Below are 19,182 nucleotides of genomic sequence, written 5' to 3' on the forward strand. Positions count from 1 at the left end.
TCCGGCTCGGGGACGGCGGATTCCGACCCGGTTGCGGGCTCCGACGGTGAGGACGCCGCCGATCCTGCCTCGAATTCTGTTGCGGGGCAGGAAGATGCCGTCGCAGCGGACGAAGTCCAGGAGACTACGGCTACCGTCGCTGATTCGACTGCGGCGCATTCTGACTCCGATACCGTCTCCGAGAACGCTTCTGCCGCTGTAAATGCCGTCGGCAATGAGGCGCCGGAGGCAGCGGGCGAGCACCCGATAGTCGATCCGCTTGGTGCGCAGGAAGATTCCGTCACCGCCGGTGCGGCCCCCCTCGTTCAGGCGGCCGAGTCCACGGTGGACGTAGATACTTCGGCCGCGCCGGTCGGCGGATCCACGGTCGAGACTTCGACCGAGGTCGCCGACAGTTCCGCCGCAGGGTCGACCCCCACGGGGGAGATCGACAGTGCCGCAACCCAGGTAGCCGTCTCCGCGGCACCGATCGACACGGGGGCGGTCGGCGATTCCGCCGGCCCGGCCGTCGTCTCCGCGGCACCGACCGCGACGGGCGCAGTCGATGATTCCGCTGCGGTGGCTGTCGACGGTTCGACTGCCCGGGTAGTCGCCTCCGCGGCACCGAATTCCACGGAAGCTGTCGACAGTTCCGCTGTCCCCGTTGCCGTCATCGCACCGACGACCGCCACGGACACTCTCGCCTCCGCCCCCGCCTCGGTCGACGCGGAACCGGCCGAACTCGCGCCCGCGGCTCCACTGCTCGCCGAGCCGACTCTTTCCACCTCGGTCCTGGAATCCCCTGCGCGCCAGGAGGAATCCACCACGGTGGCGACCACCGAGGCCCCGCTGGTTCAGCAGGTCGCGGCCCCGCGCCCGGTCGAGTCCGCGGCTCCGCGTCCGGTGCTGCTGGTGATCGCCGACTCCCTCGCCTACTACGGCCCCAAGGGCGGCCTGCCCGCCGACGATCCCCGGATCTGGCCGAATATGGTTGCCGCCGAACTCGATTGGGATGTCGAACTGATCGCCCGGATCGGCTGGACCTGCCGCGACGCCTACTGGGCGCTGATCGGCGACCCCCGGGTGTGGGCCGCGGTGCCCCGCGCCGGCGCGGTCGTCTTCGCGGTCGGCGGCATGGACACCCTGCCCTCGCCGCTGCCGACCGCGCTGCGCGAGATGATCCGCTACATCCGACCGCCGCGTCTGCGCCGTGGTGTGCGTGCCTCCTACAACTGGTTGCAGCCCAAGCTGTCCAAACTCGGTCGCCCCGTTGCCCTTCCGCCCCGGGTCAGCGTCGACTATCTCGAGCAGTCGCGTACCGCCCTGAACCACCTGCGGCCGGAGTTGCCGGTGGTGGCGGTGTTGCCGTCGGTGCATCGGTGCGAGGCCTACGGCCGCGTGCATCGTGGTCGGGCCCGTGCGGTAAAGGCGCTGCAGGCGTGGTCCGGGCGCACCTCGGTGCCGCTGGTGGATCTCGGCGAGGCCGTGCGTGAGGACATCGAATCCGGTTCGGCCAACCCCGACGGCATCCACTGGGGTTGGGCGGGGCACGCCGCGGTCGCGACGGCGATGACCAAGGCGTTGCAGGAGGTCAAGTAGTCCGTGGCCGTTGTCGTGGTCACCGATTCGGCGGCGGGATTGTCCGCGGACCTCGTCGCCGAGCTCGGTATCGAAGTGGTGCCGTTGCACGTTCTCGTCGGTGAGCGCGAGATCCGCGAGGGCATCGATCCCATCGAGATCGATTACACGGCGGATTCGGTCACCACCTCGGCCGCGTCCCCCGGCGAGCTGCGCGAGGCCTACGAACGCGCGCTCGACCACAGCGACGGCGACGGCGTAGTGGCCGTTCACCTGTCGCGCCGATTGTCGGCGACCTGGGAATCGGGTCGACAGGCGGTGCGCGATATGGGCGCCGAAAGTCGTGTGCGCGTTGTCGATTCGCTCGGCGCCGGCCTGGCGACCGGGCTGCCGGTGCTGGCGGCCGCGCGGCGCGCCAGGGCGGGCGACGCGGTGGACGCGGTCTACGAACGCGCGGTAGCCGCGGCGAGCAAGATGCGCACGTTCATCCTGGTCAACCGGACCGAACAGCTCCGCAAGGGCGGCAGGCTGAGCAGCGCGGCGGCGTTCTTCGGCAGTGAACTGGTGACCAAGCCGCTGTTGCAGCTGGTGGAGGGCAAACTCGAACTGCGCGAGAAGGTGCGGACCAGGTCGCGGGCCTACAACAAGCTGGTCGACGCCGCGGTGGACGCGGCGGCTCTCGACGGCGCCGCGCTCGGCATCCAGCACCTCGGTGCGCCCGAAGCCGCCGAGACCCTGGTGGCACAGCTGCGCGAGCAGCTGCCCGACGTGCGCGAACTCCATGTGGCCGAGTTCGGTCCCGCGCTCGGCGTGCATCTCGGTGTCGGCGCGCTCGCGGTCGCGGTGCTGCCCGGCGGATGTGCCTGAGCCGTGCCGGGTCAGAATCTCGCTGAGGAGAATCCCTCCGGTGTGGGCCCCGGCCTGCCTACCGTGGACGGTATGGACCGCACCTCTGCCACACCCCAACTCGACGTGCCGTTGCGCGTGCGCACGGTCGACTGGGACGACCCCGATGCCGAGACGCTGCGCGCGGAGATGTCGGCCGAGGTCGGCCCGCGCTACGCCTACCTCGAGCTCGGTGAACGCGGACTCACTCCGAACGCGGTCGACCTCGACACCGTGTACCGCACCTTCGTCGCCTACTCCGACACCGAACCCGCCGGTCACGCCGCCGTGCGGTGGAACGACGGCGACCTCGAACTCAAGCGCATGTTCGTGCGCCCCGCCTACCGGGGCACCGGCACCGCGACCGCGCTGCTGCGCGCCGCCGAAGCCGCCGCGCGCGAAGTTGGCCGGCCGCGGCTGATCCTGCAGACCGGGCATCTGCAGCCCGACGCGGTGCGCTTCTACGAGCGCAGCGGCTACCACCGGATTCCGCTGTTCGCGCCGTATCACGTGCTGCCGCTGTCGAACTGCTTCGCGAGGAACCTGGACTGAGGTCGTGCTCGCGGGTGGTTCTACGATTCCCCGATGACCGGATACGACGACTTCGACCATTTCGACGCCGCGAACCTGCCGCCCCGCAGGCAACACATCCTGGCTGTGATCAGGGATTCGGTACTCGCCCACGGCTACGCGCCCAGCACGAGGGAGATCGCCGACGCGGTGGGCTTGCGATCCACCTCCACGGTGTCCCGGCACCTGGCGGCCCTGGAGGACGACGGGTATCTGCGTCGCTCGTCCACCGTCACCCGTCCCATCGACACGCGCCTGTTCCTGCGCGGCTCGTCCACCGGCGCCGATTCCGACGCCTCGGTCTCGGTCCCCGTCGTCGGTGACATCGCCGCGGGCACCCCGATCCTCGCCGAACACAACCCCGACGACGTCATGACCCTCCCGCGCGAACTGGTCGGCCGCGGTGAGGTTTTCGGCCTGCGCGTGCGCGGCGACTCGATGATCGACGCCGCGATCTGCGACGGCGACCTCGTCGTGGTCCGCAGCCAGCGCGAGGCCAACTCCGGCGACATCGTGGCCGCCATGATCGGCGAGGAAGCCACCGTCAAGGTCTACCGCCGCCGCAACGGCCACGTCCTCCTCGAACCCCGCAACCCCGCCTACTCCGTCATCGACGGCGACGAAGCGATCATTCTGGGCCGCGTCGTCTCGGTGATGCGCCGCCTCTGACCCCGCTACGCCGGACCGAACCAGTCCAGCGACTGCCCGTGCGGTCCGGCGTAAGCCAACGGTTCGTCGTCGAGCGCGAGCACCAACCGGGCCGCTGCCTCGGTGTCGCGCGGGGGGCAACCGGTCGACGAGCCCCCGGGGAGTCGGTCCGGGATCGGGACCGGGCCGGTGGTGGTGCAGGTCAACATGACTCGTGATGGGCCATCGAGCGGATCCAGTGCGGTTGCGTCGTAGCGGTAGCTGAAACGGTCCGGGTACAGGCATAGTCCGGCTGAGGTGCCGACTTCGACGAGTGCGAGGGGACCGGGGAGCTGGGTGAGGACGGGGAGCAGGGTGGCTGCTCGGCCCGCCTCGTTCGTCTGTGTTCGTCGGCGCAGTGCGGTTGCCGAGATCGCCGCCCAGTTCGCCCGTACCTGCTCGCGGTACTCGGCGTAGGGAACCGCGGTCGCGCCGTTCACTCGCGCGGCAGCCAGGACCAGGTTGGGTTGTCGCTTGTCCGTGGGCAATTCGTTGATCAGCGCCAACACCACCGGGTCCGCGCTGATATCGAGTGCGCGCCTGTGGTACAGCGCCGAGTTGTCGCGTGCCTCGCGGAGCGCGAAGTCGCGAAATCGTTGTGCGAGTTCCATATCTACCTGAGTACGTCGATTCGGCCATGCGCGCACCGTATCCACTCAGGTCGACGAGACTCCGCCTGCGAAGGCTCATGAAGGGGAGTTATCCACAGGGAAAAAGTTATCCACAGGTTTCTTGTTTGCCCAGGTCGGCCGGATAGCGCGGGAGCGGCGTCGGCATAGCGTCGATCCCATGTCACGACACGAAGAGCACGAGCGGGTACGGCAGCGGTTGGGTGGGTTGGCGGTGCGGGAACGGGCGGACAGTCCGCCACCGCACGGTCCCGAGTCGCGTTCCGGTGCGGGCGACCCACGCGGTGATGGCGAAGGTCATTGGGACGATGACGAACTCGCGCCCTCCTCGGATCCGGTCGGAACGCCGGGGTGGCTCGACGACGGCGGCTCCGCCGGGCGAAAGCGGTTGGTGCCCGAGCGCTTTCGGGAAGCTCGGTTGGATCCGGGTCGACGCGGTGCGGTGGTGCTCGGGTTGGTCGGGGTGATCGCGGTGGTGCTGACCGGCGTGCTGGTGCTGCGCGATCAGCCGGTCGCGCGGGCCGTGCCGCCGGTTCCGGTCCTGCGTGCCGAAAGCATCGCTGCCCCTGCGGATCCGACCCTCGCGGTGTCCGCGGTCACCGGGCCGGGGTCGGGCACCCCCGCAGAAGTCGTGGTGAGCGTCGTCGGTCTGGTGGAAAGGGCCGGGCTGCACCGCCTTCCGGACGGCTCCCGGGTCGCCGACGCCATCGACATGGCAGGTGGCACCCGCGAAGGCGCCGACCTGGCGGGGCTGAACCTGGCCCAACGCCTGTCCGACGGTGACCAGGTGGTGATCGGCACCGCCGATCCTCGAGCGGGCCAACCCCGCGTGGGCAGCACCACGATCGGCGCGGGTCACGCACCGGACGCGTCGACCACCGGTGGTTCCAGCACGTCGGGCTCGCCCACGACCGGGCCGGTCTCCGGCGGCGCGGGCGCCGGCAAGTCCCGCGTCGACCTCAACACCGCCACCGAGGCCGAACTGGACGCCCTCCCCGGCGTCGGCCCGGTTACCGCCAAAGCGATCCTCGCGTGGCGCTCGACCAACGGCCGCTTCACCGACGTAGCCCAACTCGGCGAAGTCGACGGCATCGGCCCCGCCCGCCTGGCCCGCCTCCGCGACCTGGTGACGACATGATGCGGCTGGTCGGCCCACCCGAGTGGCAGGAACCGCGCCGCCCCTCAACGGATCACTTCCCCGCGACGACGGTGCGTGACTTCGGCGTAGCGATCGCCCTGACCGAACTCGAACGCACAACCCAACACCCGGACGTGACCACATGAACTGCCCGATCTGGCCGTGCGCGCGACACGAGAGCCACAGCACCACACCTGATCCCCCGACCTGCACATCAGACCCGAACGATGCCCTCCCGCCGGTGTGCTCGAAAGGTTTGGGCGAGAACCGTTGTGCCGATGACCGAGCTGAGGGGAAGTCCCGGAGGGCAAAGTCGAGCCGTGACGACGGGGCCGGTTGATGCGGTCGGGGCTGGGCAGCGGTCCGATCCCGGCGCCACCGAAGTCGTCGGGCATCCCGAGCCGCCCGTTCGGGTTGTGACGACCGGGCGGGTCGAGGCCAGGTTGGGCATGGCGAACCGATACGGGGCGTTGGAGGCCGGCGAGGCGTCTGGGGGAGTGGTCGTTCGGAGGCACGGGCCGGGAGCGAACTGACGGCGGAACGGGCGGGGAGCGAGCTGACGGAAAGGGCGGGGAGCGAGCTGACGGCGGAAAGGGCGGAGAGCGAACTGACGGCGGAAAGGGGGTCAGGCGGGACCGGGCGCGAGGAATGGACTGGCGGTTGTCGAGGTCGGGCGTGATGCGTTGGAGGGGGCGGGCTGGTGATCGGGGAAGGAGGGCGGCGGGTGGATCGGGGGGTGTTGGGGGAGGCGTTGGGTCGGGTGGAGCGGGGGCTGCGTGGCGGGGAGGCCGAGCGGGGGGAGGGGGTGGAGGAGACCGAGCGGCAGGTGCTCGATATGCGGTTGGTGCCTGCGGCGCTGGGGTGTTGGGGAGTGACGATCGTGGCGATCACGGTGGGCTGGGTGGCGGGGTTGGTGGTGGCCGGGGTGGCGGCGATGGGGGCTACCGGGTGGTGGGTGGTGCGGCGGTGGGCGGTGGCGCGCGGGCGGGAGCGGTGGCGGGTGGTCGCGGTGGTGGGGTTGGCGGCGACGGTGCTGAGTGTGGGATTCGGGGTGGCGGGGGCTTGGCGGGAGCATCATGTGCGGTCACATCCGCTGCGGGAGGCGTTCGGACGTTCGGTGACCGTGGTCGCGGTGGTCACCGATGACGCGAAGCCGATGCGCGGCAGCACGTTCGGGGGTGAGCGGCGGTGGATCGTGAAGGCCGCGCTGCGGGAGTTCGGGCGCGGGCAGGGGTGGACGGAGGCCGGCGGCGCGGTGGTAGTGCTCGCCATGGGAAGTGACTGGGCACAGCTGTCGCCGGGTCAGGCGGTGCGGTTTCGGGCGGAGGTGAGTGAACCCAACCGCGCGGATCTGACGGTGGCCACCCTGCGCGGGGCGGAGGCACCGGAACGGATCGGTGTGCCGCCGTGGTGGCAGCGGTTCGCCGCGAGTGTCCGAGGTGATCTCGTCGATGCTGCGGGGCGTGCCCTGCCGCCGGCTGCGGCGGGGCTGCTGCCCGCGCTCGTCGTGGGCGACACCTCGGCGCTGTCCACGGAAGTGCGCGATGCGTTCGAAATCGCAGGGCTCCAGCATCTTTGCGTGGTCAGCGGGGCGAACTTCACGATCATCCTGACAGCACTGCTCGCACTCACCCGGCTACTCACGGCGGGCCCCCGGGTCAGTGCGGCGGCGGCCACGGCGGTGGTCGTGATGTTCGTGGTGATCGCCCGCCCGGACCCGAGCGTGCTGCGCGCGGCGGCGATGGGGTCGGTGACCGTGCTGGCCTTGCTCACCGGTCGACGGAAACAGGCACTACCGGCCCTGTGCGGGGCGGTGATCGGATTGCTCGCTGTCGCACCGCAATTAGCGGTCAGCGCCGGATTCGCCCTGTCGGTGTCGGCCACGGCCGGACTGATCCTGCTCGCGCCGAGCTGGGCGGACTGGCTGCGGGCGCGCGGGTGGTGGCGAGCACCGGCGGAGATCGTCGCGGTGTCGGCGGCCGCGTTCGTCGTCACGGTGCCGCTGTTGGTCGCGCTGTCGGGAAAGGTGAGTCTGGTCGCGATCGTGGCCAACGCGCTCGTCGCGCCGGTGGTCGGGATGATCACGGTGATCGGAGCCGTGGGCGCGGTGGTCGCGTGCGTGTGGGGCGAGGGCGCGGTGTGGGTGCTGTGGTGCGCCCGACCGCCGATGTGGTGGTTGCTCGGGGTCGCGGACCATTCGGCGGCGGTGCCGGGCGCGATGATGAAGGTGCCGGGCGGTGCCGTTGGGGGACTGGTCGCCACGGCGGTCGTCGTCGCGCTGGTCGGGGCGCTGTGGTGGTCGCGCACCCGCCGACTCCTGGCGGTGACCGCGCTGGGGATCGCGATCGTGCTGCTCCCCGTGCGTCTTCTGCAACCCGGTTGGCCGCCGTCGGGTTGGGTGCTCGCGATGTGCGATGTGGGCCAGGGCGACGGATTCGCGCTCTCGGTCGCGCCGGGCGCCGCGATCGTCATCGACGTCGGCCCCGACTCCCGCGCGATCCGCACCTGCCTGGACCGCCTGGACATCACCCACATCCCACTACTGATCCTCACCCACCCCCACGCCGACCACATCAACGGCCTCGCCGGCGCCCTCCGCGGCCGCACCGTCGACGCCATCGCCACCGCCCCCGGAGAACTCCGCCCCGCCATCGCCCGAACCTGCGCCACCACCCACCCCCTCCCGACACCACAGCCCCACTCGACCGGCCCGGATCAGCCGTCACCGACCCGGTCCGGGATCGCTGCCCACCCGACCTCGACACCACAGCCCCACTCGACCGGCCCGGATCAGCCGCCACCGACCCGGTCCGGGATTGCTGCCCACCCGACCTCGGCACCACAGCCCCACTCGCCCGGCGGGGATCACCTGCCGCCCGGCCAGGCTGGTGCTGTCCTCCGCCCGAGCGCGGCTCCACCGCCACACTCGGCGGCCGCGGAGGAACTGTCGCCAACGCGCTCTGGGGCCGCCGGGCGACCCGATTCGGCACCGCAGCCACGCTCCACCGGCGCAGATCAGCCGTCGCCGAGCCGGTCCGGGATCGCCCTCCACCCGACCTCGGCACCACAACCCTCGGCCGACATGGATGAGCCGCCGCCGGACGGGTCCAGCGCTCTTGCCGGGTCAGCGCAGCACAACGGCGGGTCGGGCCGAATCCCGCCGCGGCAACAGGCGGATACGTCCCGGGGATCAGGAGAGAGGATCTGCCCTAGCGGAACGCCGGGGGAGTGGCTGACGGGTGACGACAAGGCACTCGGGAAACAGGCGGGGGAACAGGCGGATTCGCATGATCACGGCGGGGAGAGCGGCGGTGTGGAGCGGGTGGTGGAGCTGGCCGGGGAAGCCGGGGTCTCGCTGATGGAACTGTTCGCCGGACACGTGCTGACGTTCGGGGCGGTGGAATTGACGGTGTTGGGACCGGAAAGGAGAGTGCCGACTTCGTTGGCGGGCGATGAGGCCAACGATCGATCGTTGGTGGTGCGGGCGCGGACGCCGGCCGGGACCGCACTGTTCACCGGGGACATCGAGGCCGAGGCGCAGCGGCGAGTGCTGCGTACCGCGAACGTGCGGGCCGACATTCTCAAGGTCCCCCATCACGGATCTCGCACCACCACACCGGAATTCCTGCGCGCGGTGGCTCCGCGACTGGCCCTGGTCAGTGCGGGCGCGGGGAACAGCTTCGGTCACCCACACCCCACGGTGACCACCACACTGACCGCGCTCGGCGCCACGGTCGCGCGGACAGACCTCGACGGCGACGTGATGGTGGTGGGCACCGGCGCCGACCTACGAACCGTCACCGCCCGCCGTCGGGGGCCGCGGCGGAAAGGTGACGGCACGGGCGATGGGACCCCGCACCGGAACCGCGCCCCGAGATCAGCCCACCGCACGCCGCGCGCGCTCACCTGTCGGCGCCCCTCCGTAGGATCGGCTCGTGAGCGAACGCCCTGCCTCGGTGCACCTGGTCCTCGGCGACGAGGAACTGCTGGTCGAACGTGCGATCGCGAAGGTGACCGCGCAGGTGCGCGCGGGCGCCCCCGACCCCGACTCGGTGCCGGTGGATCGACTGCGGGCCGGGGACGCGAGCACCGCCGAGCTGGCGGAACTGTTGAGCCCGTCGCTGTTCGCCGAGGACCGGGTGATCGTGCTCGAGTCGGCCGCGGAGGCGGGCAAGGACGCGGTGGCGGTGATCACCGAGGCGGCGGCGGACCCGCCCGAGGGCGTGGTGCTGATGGTGCTGCACTCCGGCGGTGGTCGCGCCAAGGCCCTGGCCCCCGCGTTGCAGAAGAAGGGCGCGACCGTCCACGAGTGCGCCAAGCTCACCAAGGCCACCGAGCGGGTGGAGTTCGTGCGTGGCGAGTTCCGGGCCGTCGGGGTCAAGGTCTCACCCGAGGTCGTGCAGGTACTGCTCGAGTCGGTCGGGTCGGAGCTGCGCGAATTGGCCGCCGCCTGTTCGCAATTGGTGTCCGACACCGGCGGCAAGGTCGACGCGAACGCGGTCCGCCGCTACTACTCCGGCCGCGCCGAGGTGACCGGTTTCGACGTCGCCGAACTCGCCGTGGCAGGCGATCGCCGTGGCGCGATGGAGGCGCTGCGCTGGGCCACCGACCGCGGCGTCCCGCACGTCCTGCTGGCCGACGCCCTCGCCGACTCCGTGCACACCATCGCCAAGGTCGGCTCGGCGGGTCGCGGCGACCCCTTCGCCCTCGCCCAGAAACTCGGCATGCCCCCCTGGAAGGTGAAGAAGGCCCAGGCTCAAGCCCGCGGCTGGAACCCCACCACCATCGGCACCGCCCTGCAGGTCGTCGCCACCCTCAACGCCGACGTCAAAGGCGGTGCCGCCGACGCCACCTACGCCGTGGAACACGCCCTCGCCCGCATCCTCGACCTGCGCGCCACCGGCTGAACCCCATGCCCCGGTTGATACCTGAACTCATCTGCTCGGATCTTCGGGCCAGCCTGGAGTTCTACCGCCTACTCGGATTCGGCATCCGATACGAGCGACCCGAGGAGCGTTTCGCCTACCTCGAACGTGACGGCGCCGACCTCATGCTCGAACAACCGACCGACCATGACCGCCTCTACCCGCGCGCGCCGCTCGAACACCCCTACGGGCGCGGCATCAATCTCACCATCGACGTGGACGACGTCACCGCGGTGCACACTGCCGTCACCGCCGTCGGCGTGACTCTCTACCTCCCGCTGGAAGACCGCTGGTACCGGCGAAGCGCCGATGCCGTCGGGGTGCGCCAGTTCGCAGTGCAAGATCCGGACGGCTATCTGCTGCGGATTTCGCAGGATCTGGGCACGCGGCAGCATTGACCGGCGCCGCGCGTCACCCCAATCGGGACCGAATCGCGATGTCTGTCCGGTCTTACAGCTGGCACAGTTGATCATGAGATGGCGGAGTCGACTGGGAGCCGGAACGGACGTAGCGGGCGCGGTCGACGCGCTCGGGGTTCGGCGGGGCGTGTTGCTCGGCAGGTGGTGAAGGGGTTCGCGGCGCTGTTGTCGGCGGTGGTGGTGATGGTGACCGCGTACGGGTGGTCGACGGCGGGCAGTTTCGACGCCGGGTTCCTGCGGTCGTACGCGATCGGGGAGGACGCACCGCACTCGCTGGGTGGTGACATCAACATCCTGCTGATCGGGTTGGACACCCGCCGCGATCACAACGGCGACGAACTCTCGCCCGAGATCCTCGAGCAACTACACGCCGGCGACGGTGACGAGGGCGGCTACAACGCCAATACCCTGATCCTGGTCCATATTCCGGCCGCGATGGACAAGATCGTCGCGGTGTCCATCCCGCGCGACGACTATGTGCCGGTCAGCGGCATCCCCGGCTACACCCACGCCAAGATCAAGGAGGCGTACGGGTTGAAGAAGGCGGCCGTGCAGGACCAGATGATGGACGACGGCGTCACCGATCGGCGCGAGCTCGAGCAGGCGGGTCGGGAAGCGGGTCGGGCCTCGATCGTGGCGGCCGTGCGGGACCTGACGGGTGCGCCGATCGATCGGTTCGCCGAGGTCACGCTGGCGGGCTTCTACGATCTGGCCGACGCGCTGGGCGGGGTGGAGGTCTGCTTGAACAAGCCGGTCAAGGACTCGGAGTTCTCCGGGGCCGATTTCCCCGCGGGTCGCCAGCACCTCGACCCCGCCCAGGCCCTGGCTTTCGTCCGGCAGCGGCACGGCCTGGAGAACGGCGATCTGGACCGCACCCACCGCCAGCAGGCGTTCCTGACCTCGGTCGCCCGGCAGTTGCGCAGCGCGGGCACCCTCACCGACCCCGGCAAACTCAGCGCCCTGATGGACGTGGCCCACCGCAATATCGTGCTCTCCGACGGCTGGAACATGACCGATTTCGTGCGCACCCTCGGCACCACCGACGACCCGGAGGTCGAGTTCCGCACCCTGCCGGTGCTGCGCTACGACGTGATCAACGGTCAGTCGGTCAACATCGTGGACAAACAGGCCATCCGCCGCGAGATCGCCATCGCCTTCGGCCTGCCGGTGCCCACGAGCACCACCCAGCGCTCCTCCTCGCGCACGTCGGCACCGCCCACCTGGTCGGAGAAGACGGGCGGCTGGCAGACCGGCGCGACCACCTCGGTGCGCGAAACACCCGACGTGGGCAAACCGGTCCGCAGCGACATCACCTCGGGCCAGGTGCCCTGCGTGAACTGAGCCGACTCACTCGCCGACGACGGCCAGCGGCTCCTCGTCGTCCTCGAGGTCGTCGCAGCGGCCCTCCCACTCGTCGTAGAGCGGCACTTCGTCTTCCCGGGTGACGATCCAGGCCAGGGACAGACCGTCGTCCTCGTCGGGCACCATCACGTTCTCGATCTTGAGCCCGATGCCCAGGATCTCCGCCGCGCGGATCACCTCGGCCAGGTCATCGCCTCGTACCACTGTCTGATTCGCGTACACCGTCAACATGGCGCGAATGGTAGCCCCCGGGTGGCGGTACGACAAAAGCCGCCGTGGTCATCGAGGCCACGACGGCTGCGTCTTGCGTTGTCGTCGATCAGCGAGCACCGGGCTCGCCGACGAATCAGATCTTGTTCAGAGCCAGCGCGAGCGCGGACTTCTTGTTGGCCGCCTGGTTGGCGTGGATGACGCCCTTGGACGCGGCCTTGTCGAGCTTGCGGCTCGCGAACTGCAGCTGGGCAACAGCCTTTTCCTTGTCACCGCTGGCAGCGGCCTCACGGAAGTTGCGGATCGCGGTGCGCAGCGCGGACTTGACCGACTGGTTACGCTTGCGCGCTTCCTCGTTGGTACGGATCCGCTTCATCTGGGATTTGATGTTGGCCACGCCTGTATCCTCTGGTTTCCTGTCGCTGGGTGGTGTTCGGTGAAAGCTCGTCGGGCGCGCGCCCACGATGCAGCAGATGGTGCTGAACTACGGGTAACACCGCGCCGAAGATCGAGGTTACCAGCTCGCCATCCCCCGACGAAATCGGCCCCCGCGACGAACAGCGCCGGGGCGCGCTCGCCGGATTCGTATATATCGGAGGTGATGCAAAGAATTTACCTGCGTCTCACACGACGCTGCTGCCGGGTGATGCACAGTTTTTGTCATGACCTCCACCACTGCGCCGAGTACGGCTCGATCTGCATCACCGGCGATGGTGAGAACGAACGGGCATCCGGCTTCCACGCACACCGGATTGTTCGAGGGATACGGCCCCGGCCGGTTCGCTGACGCGTTCGACGAGATGTTCGAACGCTCGGGCAAGGTCCGGGCGCCGTACCGGGGAATCCATGCCGCGATGGTCGCCAACGACGTCGATGACCTGGCCAAACGCTCCGACGCGTTGGACCGGGCGTTCATCGATCAGGGCATCACCTTCTCGCTGTCGGGCCAGGAGCGGCCCTTCCCGCTCGACCTCGTGCCGCGTGTCATCGCCGCCGCCGAGTGGGCCAAACTCGAGCGCGGGATCAAGCAGCGGGTCACCGCGATGGAGCTGTTCCTCGCCGACGTCTACGGCGAGCAGAACATCCTGCGCGACCAGGTGATCCCCAAGCGGCTCGTGACCTCGTGTGAACACTTCCATCGGGAAGCGGCCGGGCTGGTCCCGCCCAACGGGGTGCGCATCCATGTCTCCGGCATCGACCTCGTCCGCGACGAGAAGGGCGACTTCCGGGTCCTCGAGGACAATCTGCGCTCCCCGTCGGGCGTGTCCTATGTCATGGAGAACCGGCGCACGATGGCCCGGGTGTTCCCCGATCTGTTCTCCTCGCACCGGGTCCGCGCGGTGGGTGACTACCCCGGCCACCTGTTGCGCGCGCTGCGGGCCTCGGCGGCGCCCAACGAGGCCGACCCGACCGTGGTGGTGCTCACCCCGGGCGTGCACAACTCCGCCTACTTCGAACACTCGCTGCTCGCCAGACAGATGGGCGTGGAGTTGGTGGAGGGGCGCGACCTGTTCTGCCGCGACAACGTCGTCTACATGCGCACGACCGCGGGCGAGCGCCAGGTCGACGTGATCTACCGGCGCATCGACGACACCTTCCTCGACCCCATGCACTTCCGGCCCGATTCCGTGCTCGGCGTCGCCGGGGTGCTCAACGCCGCGCGCGCGGGCAATGTGGTGATCTCGAGCGCGGTCGGCAACGGCGTCGGTGACGACAAGCTCATCTACACCTACGTGCCGCAGATCATCGAGTACTACCTCGGCGAGAAGCCGATCCTGGGCAATGTCGACACCTTCCGCTGCTGGCTCGACGACGAACGCGAGGAGGTGCTCGACCGGGTCGCCGAACTGGTGATCAAGCCGGTCGAGGGTTCCGGCGGCTACGGCATCGTGATCGGCCCCGACGCCACCGCGCGCGAGCTCGAGGCGATCAAACGCAAGGTCAAGGCCGATCCGCGCGGCTGGATCGCGCAGCCGGTGGTGCAGCTCTCGACCGTGCCGACCAAGATCGGCAACGACCTCGCGCCGCGCCACGTGGACCTGCGCCCGTTCGCCGTCAACGACGGGGAGGACATCTGGGTGCTGCCCGGTGGGCTCACCCGCGTCGCGCTGCCCGAGGGCTCGCTGGTGGTGAACTCCAGCCAGGGCGGCGGCAGCAAGGACACCTGGGTGCTGGCCGCGCGCTCGGGCACCGACGAACGCGAACTGGCCGGTGACGAGCTGGTCAGCGAACCGCCGCAGGCCGATTCGTTCGAACTGGGTCGCGAACTCAGTACGCCGCAGGCCAACCAGCAACAACAGCAGCAACAGCAGACCCAGCGGCTGATCGGGGAATAACACCATGCTTGCTCGAAACGCCGAATCCCTCTATTGGATCGGCCGATACGTCGAGCGCGCCGACGACACCGCGCGCATCCTGGACGTCGCCGTGCACCAACTGCTCGAGGACGCCACCGTCGACGCCGACCGCACCTCCCGCGTGCTGCTCAAGGTGCTCGGCATCGAACCGCCCGAGGGCCTGCGCCTGGACGTGTGGTCGGTCACCGACCTCGTCGCGTTCAGCCACGCCCACGGCGTCTCGATCAGCGATTCCATCACCAAGGCCCGCGAGAACGCCCGCGGTGCCCGTGAGGTCACCTCCAGCGAGATGTGGGAGTGCCTCAACGCCACCTACAACGGCATGGCGGCGGCGGAGAAGGCCGCGCGTGGGCTCGGCCCGCACGAGTTCTTCTCCTACATCAAGGGCCGCGCGGCGATGTTCACCGGACTCACCGACTCGACCCTGAGTCGCGACGACGGCTACCGCTTCCTGCTGCTGGGGCGCTCGATCGAACGCATCGACATGATGGTGCGCCTGCTGCTCTCGCGCGCGGGCGACAAGACGTCCTCGCCGGCGTGGGTCACCGTGCTGCGCTCGGCGGGCGCGCACGACACCTACCTGCGCACCCACCGCGGCGCCCTCGACGCCGCCAGGGTCGCCGAGTTCATCCTGATCGACCGCCTGTTCCCGCGCTCGGTGTTCCACACCCTGCGGGTGGCTGAGGCGTGCCTGACCGAACTCGATCAGCGACCGGGCAGCCGCGTCGGCGCCCGGCACGAGGCCCAGCGCGTGCTCGGCCGCGCCCGCAGCGAACTCGAGTTCCTGCCCCCCGGTGTGTTGTTGGAAGACCTGCAGGCCCGCCTGTTGGCCCTGCAGAAATCGTGCCGCGAGCTCAGTGAGGCCGTGTCACGCCAGTATTTCCATGCCGCCCCGTGGGTGGCGTGGACCGACGTGCGCAGCAAGCAGGACGTTCGCGTGCAGGTAGAGGGAGAGCTATGAGTTGGCGGATCAGGGTGGTGCACACCACCGGTTATGTCTACGACGCGCCCGTGACGCGCTCGTTCAACGAGGCCAGGCTCACCCCGCGCGCCGACAGCAGACAGAACGTGATCCTCAATCGCGTCGAAACCGTGCCCGCGACAAGGGCTTACCGCTACACCGACTATTGGGGCACCGCGGTCACGGCCTTCGACCTGCACGCACCGCACACCGAACTCGAGGTGACCGGGTCCTCGGTGGTCGAGACCGAGCCGTTCGCCGAACCCACCGAGGAACTGACCTGGGACGAGTTGCAGGGCGGGCGCATCATCGACCGCTTCGACGAAATGCTCAGTCCCACCGCGTATGTGCCGCGCGACCGCAAGCTGGCCACGGTGGCGCGGCAGCTCTCGCGCGGGGAGGAACCCGCCAAGGCGGTGGTGCGCGCGGCCGAGTGGGTGCACAAGGAGATGGACTACATCGCGGGCACCACCTCGGTGCACACCTCCGCGCTCGAGGCGTTCGCCGAGCGGCGCGGCGTGTGCCAGGACTACGCGCACCTGACGCTGGTGTTGTTGCGCAGCATGGGAATTCCGAGCCGGTACGTGTCGGGGTATCTGCACCCGAAGGCGGGCGCGGAGATCGGCGAGACCGTGGCCGGGGAGTCGCACGCGTGGATCGAGGCGTGGACCGGGCAGTGGTGGGGTTATGACCCGACCAACAATCTGGCCGTCAACGAACAGCACGTCTCGGTCGGGGTCGGCCGCGACTACGCCGACGTGCCGCCGTTGAAGGGCGTGTTCTCCGGGGGCGGCTCGACCGACCTGGAAGTGGTGGTGGAGGTCACGCGGCTCGCGTAGGACTGCTCGAGGCCCGGGGATCAGCGCTGCCCAGAGCTGATCCCCGGGTTGTCGGTGTGGTGAACGCGCGGCCCGGTCGGGAGTCGCGGCGGACCACCGACCAGTCGTCGAGCACCGATCCGCTCGGGCTGGACGCGAAACCGATTCAGCTCCAGCTGTATTCGGCGACCAGGCGGTGCGCGACCAGGTCGAAGGTCTTGCGTTCGACGATGGCGCCCTCGCGACGGATTCCGTCCTCGGGAACGTCGAGCACCCGGTCCAGGCGCACCCAGCTCGGTCGCCCGTCGTGATCCCACGGGCCCGTCCCGATCCCGACCCAGTTGTGATCGTGGGCGCGCTCGGCCTGTGACGACAGCATCAACCCGAGCAGGGTCCTGCGGTCGCGTCCGACCACCAGCACCGGCCGGTCCTTGCCGTTGGTCGGGTCCTCCTCGAAGGGCACCCAGGTCCACACGATCTCGCCCGGATCGGCGCGCCCGTCGAGCTGCGGGCAGTAGACGATCTGGCGGGCGCGATGGGCGGTCGGCACCGGCGTGGAGGCCGTCGGACGCACGGCCACAGCGGGTCCGGGCTTGGTCGACAGCACGTCCACCAGCTTCTCGAGCAACCGCGGTCCCTGCTTGCGCACGATCTTGGGCCCCTGTTCCTTGGCGATGACGCCGAGTTGTTTGCCGAGACTGTTCCAACTGCTGGCCATCTGTGAAATATAACGCCGACCCCCGCTTCGGTGCACCGGTGAGAGGGGCGGAGTTCGGCTCATGGGACGATAGGCCCAGTTCGCCGATACCCCTCGAGGAGTGGAGTGGCTTCCAGTTTTGTCGATACGACGTTCACCGATCCGTCCCGGATCAGGAACTTCTGCATCATCGCCCACATCGACCACGGCAAGTCGACCCTTGCCGATCGGATGTTGCAGCTGACCGGTGTGGTCGAAGCGCGGGCGATGCGCGCGCAGTACCTGGACCGGATGGACATCGAGCGTGAGCGCGGTATCACGATCAAGGCCCAGAACGTGCGGTTGCCGTGGCAGGTCGACGGCACCGAGTACGTCCTGCACATGATCGATACCCCGGGCCACGTCGACTTCACCTACGAGGTCTCCCGCGCGCTCGAGGCCTGTGAGGGCGCGATCCTGCTGGTCGACGCCGCGCAGGGCATCGAGGCGCAGACCCTGGCCAACCTGTATCTGGCGCTGGAGAAGGATCTCACGATCATTCCCGTGCTGAACAAGATCGACCTGCCCGCCGCCGACCCCGATCGGTACGCGGCCGAGATCGCCCACATCGTCGGCTGCGAACCGGACGACGTGCTGCGGGTCTCGGGCAAGACCGGTGTCGGCGTGCGAGAACTCCTGGACAAGGTGATCGAGGCCGTGCCGCCGCCGGTCGGCGACGCCGACGCCCCCGCGCGCGCGATGATCTTCGACTCGGTCTATGACACCTACCGCGGCGTGGTCACCTACATCCGCGTGGTCGACGGCAAGATCTCCCCGCGCGAGAAGATCAAGATGATGTCGACCGGTGCCACCCACGAGTTGCTCGAGGTCGGCATCGTCTCGCCCGAACCCAAGCCCACCCAGGGTCTGGGCGTCGGCGAGGTCGGTTACCTGATCACCGGGGTGAAGGACGTTCGCCAGTCGAAGGTCGGCGATACCGTCACCAGCGCGCGCAACGGCGCCGTCGAAGCCCTCACCGGCTACCGCGAGCCGCGCCCGATGGTCTACTCGGGTCTGTACCCGGTCGACGGTTCGGACTACCCGGACCTGCGCGACGCGCTCGACAAGCTCCAGCTCAACGATGCCGCGCTCACCTACGAGCCGGAGACCTCGGTGGCGCTCGGCTTCGGTTTCCGCTGCGGCTTCCTCGGGCTGCTGCACATGGAGATCACCCGCGAGCGGTTGCAGCGCGAGTTCGACCTCGACCTCATCTCCACCGCGCCCAACGTGGTGTACCGGGTGGAGATGGAGGACGGCACCGAACACGTCGTCACCAACCCGTCGTACTGGCCCGAGGGCAAGGTGCGCCACATCTACGAGCCCATCGTGAAGTGCACGGTGATCTCGCCGAGTGAGTTCATCGGCTCGATCATGGAACTGTGCCAGCAGCGTCGTGGCGAGCTGGGCGGCATGGACTACCTGTCCGAGACCCGCGTCGAACTGCGCTACACGATGCCGATGGCCGAGATCATCTTCGACTTCTTCGATCTGCTCAAGTCGCGCACCCGCGGCTACGCCAGCCTCGATTACGAAGAGGCAGGCGAGCAGGAAGCCGATCTGGTCAAGGTCGACATCCTGCTCCAGGGCGAGGCGGTCGACGCGTTCAGCGCGATCGTGCACAAGGACGCCGCGCAGGCCTACGGCCACAAGATGACCACCAAGCTGCGCGAACTGATCCCGCGCCAGCAGTTCGAGGTGCCGATCCAGGCCGCGATCGGCGCGAAGATCATTGCCCGCGAGAACATCCGGGCGATCCGCAAGGACGTCCTGGCCAAGTGCTACGGCGGCGATATCAGCCGTAAGCGCAAGCTGCTCGAGAAGCAGAAGGAGGGCAAGAAGCGCATGAAGACCATCGGTCGCGTGGAAGTCCCCCAGGAAGCCTTCGTGGCGGCGCTGTCCTCCGACTCGGACAAGCCCAAGAAGTAGTC

General features: G+C 69.2%; 16 protein-coding genes and 1 pseudogene. 13 read left to right on the forward strand and 4 right to left on the reverse strand.

Annotated elements, in window-relative coordinates; all coding sequences use genetic code 11:
* The 4 genes from octT to lexA all read left to right on the forward strand — a co-directional run.
* On the forward strand, positions 1–1,578 hold a 1,578-nt coding region (octT, locus tag ACFP3H_RS19445; protein WP_378608054.1), incomplete at its 5' end, for a diglucosylglycerate octanoyltransferase.
* Between the two features lie 3 nt (positions 1,579–1,581).
* Positions 1,582–2,424, forward strand: coding sequence for a DegV family protein (locus ACFP3H_RS19450; RefSeq protein ID WP_378608056.1), 843 nt, complete (start codon positions 1,582–1,584; stop codon positions 2,422–2,424).
* Positions 2,425–2,496: 72 nt separating this feature from the next.
* On the forward strand, positions 2,497–2,994 hold the full coding sequence (locus ACFP3H_RS19455; protein ID WP_378608058.1) for a GNAT family N-acetyltransferase: 498 nt from the start codon (positions 2,497–2,499) through the stop codon (positions 2,992–2,994).
* Positions 2,995–3,027: 33 nt separating this feature from the next.
* Positions 3,028–3,681, forward strand: coding sequence for a transcriptional repressor LexA (gene lexA, locus ACFP3H_RS19460; protein ID WP_378608060.1), 654 nt, complete (start codon positions 3,028–3,030; stop codon positions 3,679–3,681).
* Positions 3,682–3,686: 5 nt separating this feature from the next.
* On the opposite strand, the gene ACFP3H_RS19465 is transcribed toward lexA, so the two are convergent.
* Positions 3,687–4,310, reverse strand: coding sequence for a DUF2332 family protein (locus ACFP3H_RS19465; protein ID WP_378608062.1), 624 nt, complete (start codon positions 4,308–4,310; stop codon positions 3,687–3,689).
* Positions 4,311–4,488: 178 nt separating this feature from the next.
* Here ACFP3H_RS19465 and ACFP3H_RS19470 point away from each other — a divergent pair, with 178 nt between their 5' ends.
* The 5 genes and pseudogenes from ACFP3H_RS19470 (at position 4,489) to ACFP3H_RS19490 (ending at position 12,151) form a co-directional block, all read left to right on the forward strand.
* On the forward strand, positions 4,489–5,466 hold the full coding sequence (locus ACFP3H_RS19470) for a ComEA family DNA-binding protein (protein WP_378608064.1): 978 nt from the start codon (positions 4,489–4,491) through the stop codon (positions 5,464–5,466).
* Between the two features lie 934 nt (positions 5,467–6,400).
* Positions 6,401–8,053, forward strand: a pseudogene (locus tag ACFP3H_RS19475) (ComEC/Rec2 family competence protein); the annotation flags it as partial.
* A gap of 1,348 nt (positions 8,054–9,401) precedes the next feature.
* Positions 9,402–10,373 carry a DNA polymerase III subunit delta gene (gene holA / locus ACFP3H_RS19480; RefSeq protein WP_378608066.1) on the forward strand — a complete coding sequence of 324 codons (972 nt, stop codon included), beginning with the start codon at positions 9,402–9,404 and terminating at the stop codon, positions 10,371–10,373.
* Positions 10,374–10,378: 5 nt separating this feature from the next.
* A complete protein-coding gene (locus ACFP3H_RS19485) occupies positions 10,379–10,789 on the forward strand; it encodes a bleomycin resistance protein (protein WP_378608416.1) in 411 nt (136 codons plus the stop codon).
* 162 nt (positions 10,790–10,951) lie between these two features.
* The gene (locus ACFP3H_RS19490; RefSeq protein ID WP_378608068.1) at positions 10,952–12,151 is read left to right on the forward strand and encodes an LCP family protein; all 1,200 of its coding nucleotides are present in this window, start codon (positions 10,952–10,954) and stop codon (positions 12,149–12,151) included.
* A 6-nt stretch (positions 12,152–12,157) separates the two neighbouring features.
* Here the strand turns inward: ACFP3H_RS19490 and ACFP3H_RS19495 are convergent, their stop codons facing one another.
* Positions 12,158–12,403, reverse strand: a complete 246-nt coding sequence (locus ACFP3H_RS19495) for a hypothetical protein (protein ID WP_378608070.1) — start codon at positions 12,401–12,403, stop codon at positions 12,158–12,160.
* Between the two features lie 115 nt (positions 12,404–12,518).
* Entirely contained in the window at positions 12,519–12,779 is a 261-nt protein-coding gene (gene rpsT, locus ACFP3H_RS19500; protein ID WP_378608072.1) for a 30S ribosomal protein S20, read from the reverse strand.
* A gap of 313 nt (positions 12,780–13,092) precedes the next feature.
* Between rpsT and ACFP3H_RS19505 the strand changes: the two genes are divergently transcribed.
* Genes ACFP3H_RS19505 through ACFP3H_RS19515 form a run of 3 tightly spaced genes read left to right on the forward strand, consistent with a single transcriptional unit; the run spans position 13,093 to position 16,539 of the window.
* Positions 13,093–14,718, forward strand: a complete 1,626-nt coding sequence (locus ACFP3H_RS19505) for a circularly permuted type 2 ATP-grasp protein (RefSeq protein WP_378608074.1) — start codon at positions 13,093–13,095, stop codon at positions 14,716–14,718.
* Positions 14,719–14,722: 4 nt separating this feature from the next.
* Positions 14,723–15,700 (forward strand): alpha-E domain-containing protein, encoded by a 978-nt coding sequence (locus ACFP3H_RS19510; RefSeq protein WP_378608076.1) that lies wholly within the window; start codon positions 14,723–14,725, stop codon positions 15,698–15,700.
* Positions 15,697–16,539, forward strand: coding sequence for a transglutaminase family protein (locus ACFP3H_RS19515; RefSeq protein WP_378608078.1), 843 nt, complete (start codon positions 15,697–15,699; stop codon positions 16,537–16,539). Before ACFP3H_RS19510 ends, ACFP3H_RS19515 begins: the two co-directional genes overlap by 4 nt.
* Positions 16,540–16,684: 145 nt before the next feature.
* Here ACFP3H_RS19515 and ACFP3H_RS19520 read toward each other — a convergent pair whose 3' ends face one another.
* Complete coding sequence (locus ACFP3H_RS19520; protein ID WP_378608080.1) at positions 16,685–17,236, reverse strand: type II toxin-antitoxin system PemK/MazF family toxin; 552 nt, start codon at positions 17,234–17,236, stop codon at positions 16,685–16,687.
* 105 nt (positions 17,237–17,341) lie between these two features.
* On the opposite strand from ACFP3H_RS19520, the gene lepA reads away from it, so the two are divergent.
* Positions 17,342–19,180 carry a translation elongation factor 4 gene (gene lepA / locus ACFP3H_RS19525; RefSeq protein WP_378608081.1) on the forward strand — a complete coding sequence of 613 codons (1,839 nt, stop codon included), beginning with the start codon at positions 17,342–17,344 and terminating at the stop codon, positions 19,178–19,180.
* Positions 19,181–19,182 lie beyond the last annotated feature (2 nt).

The sequence above is a fragment of the Nocardia lasii genome (assembly GCF_042658545.1).
GTDB lineage: Bacteria > Actinomycetota > Actinomycetes > Mycobacteriales > Mycobacteriaceae > Nocardia > Nocardia lasii.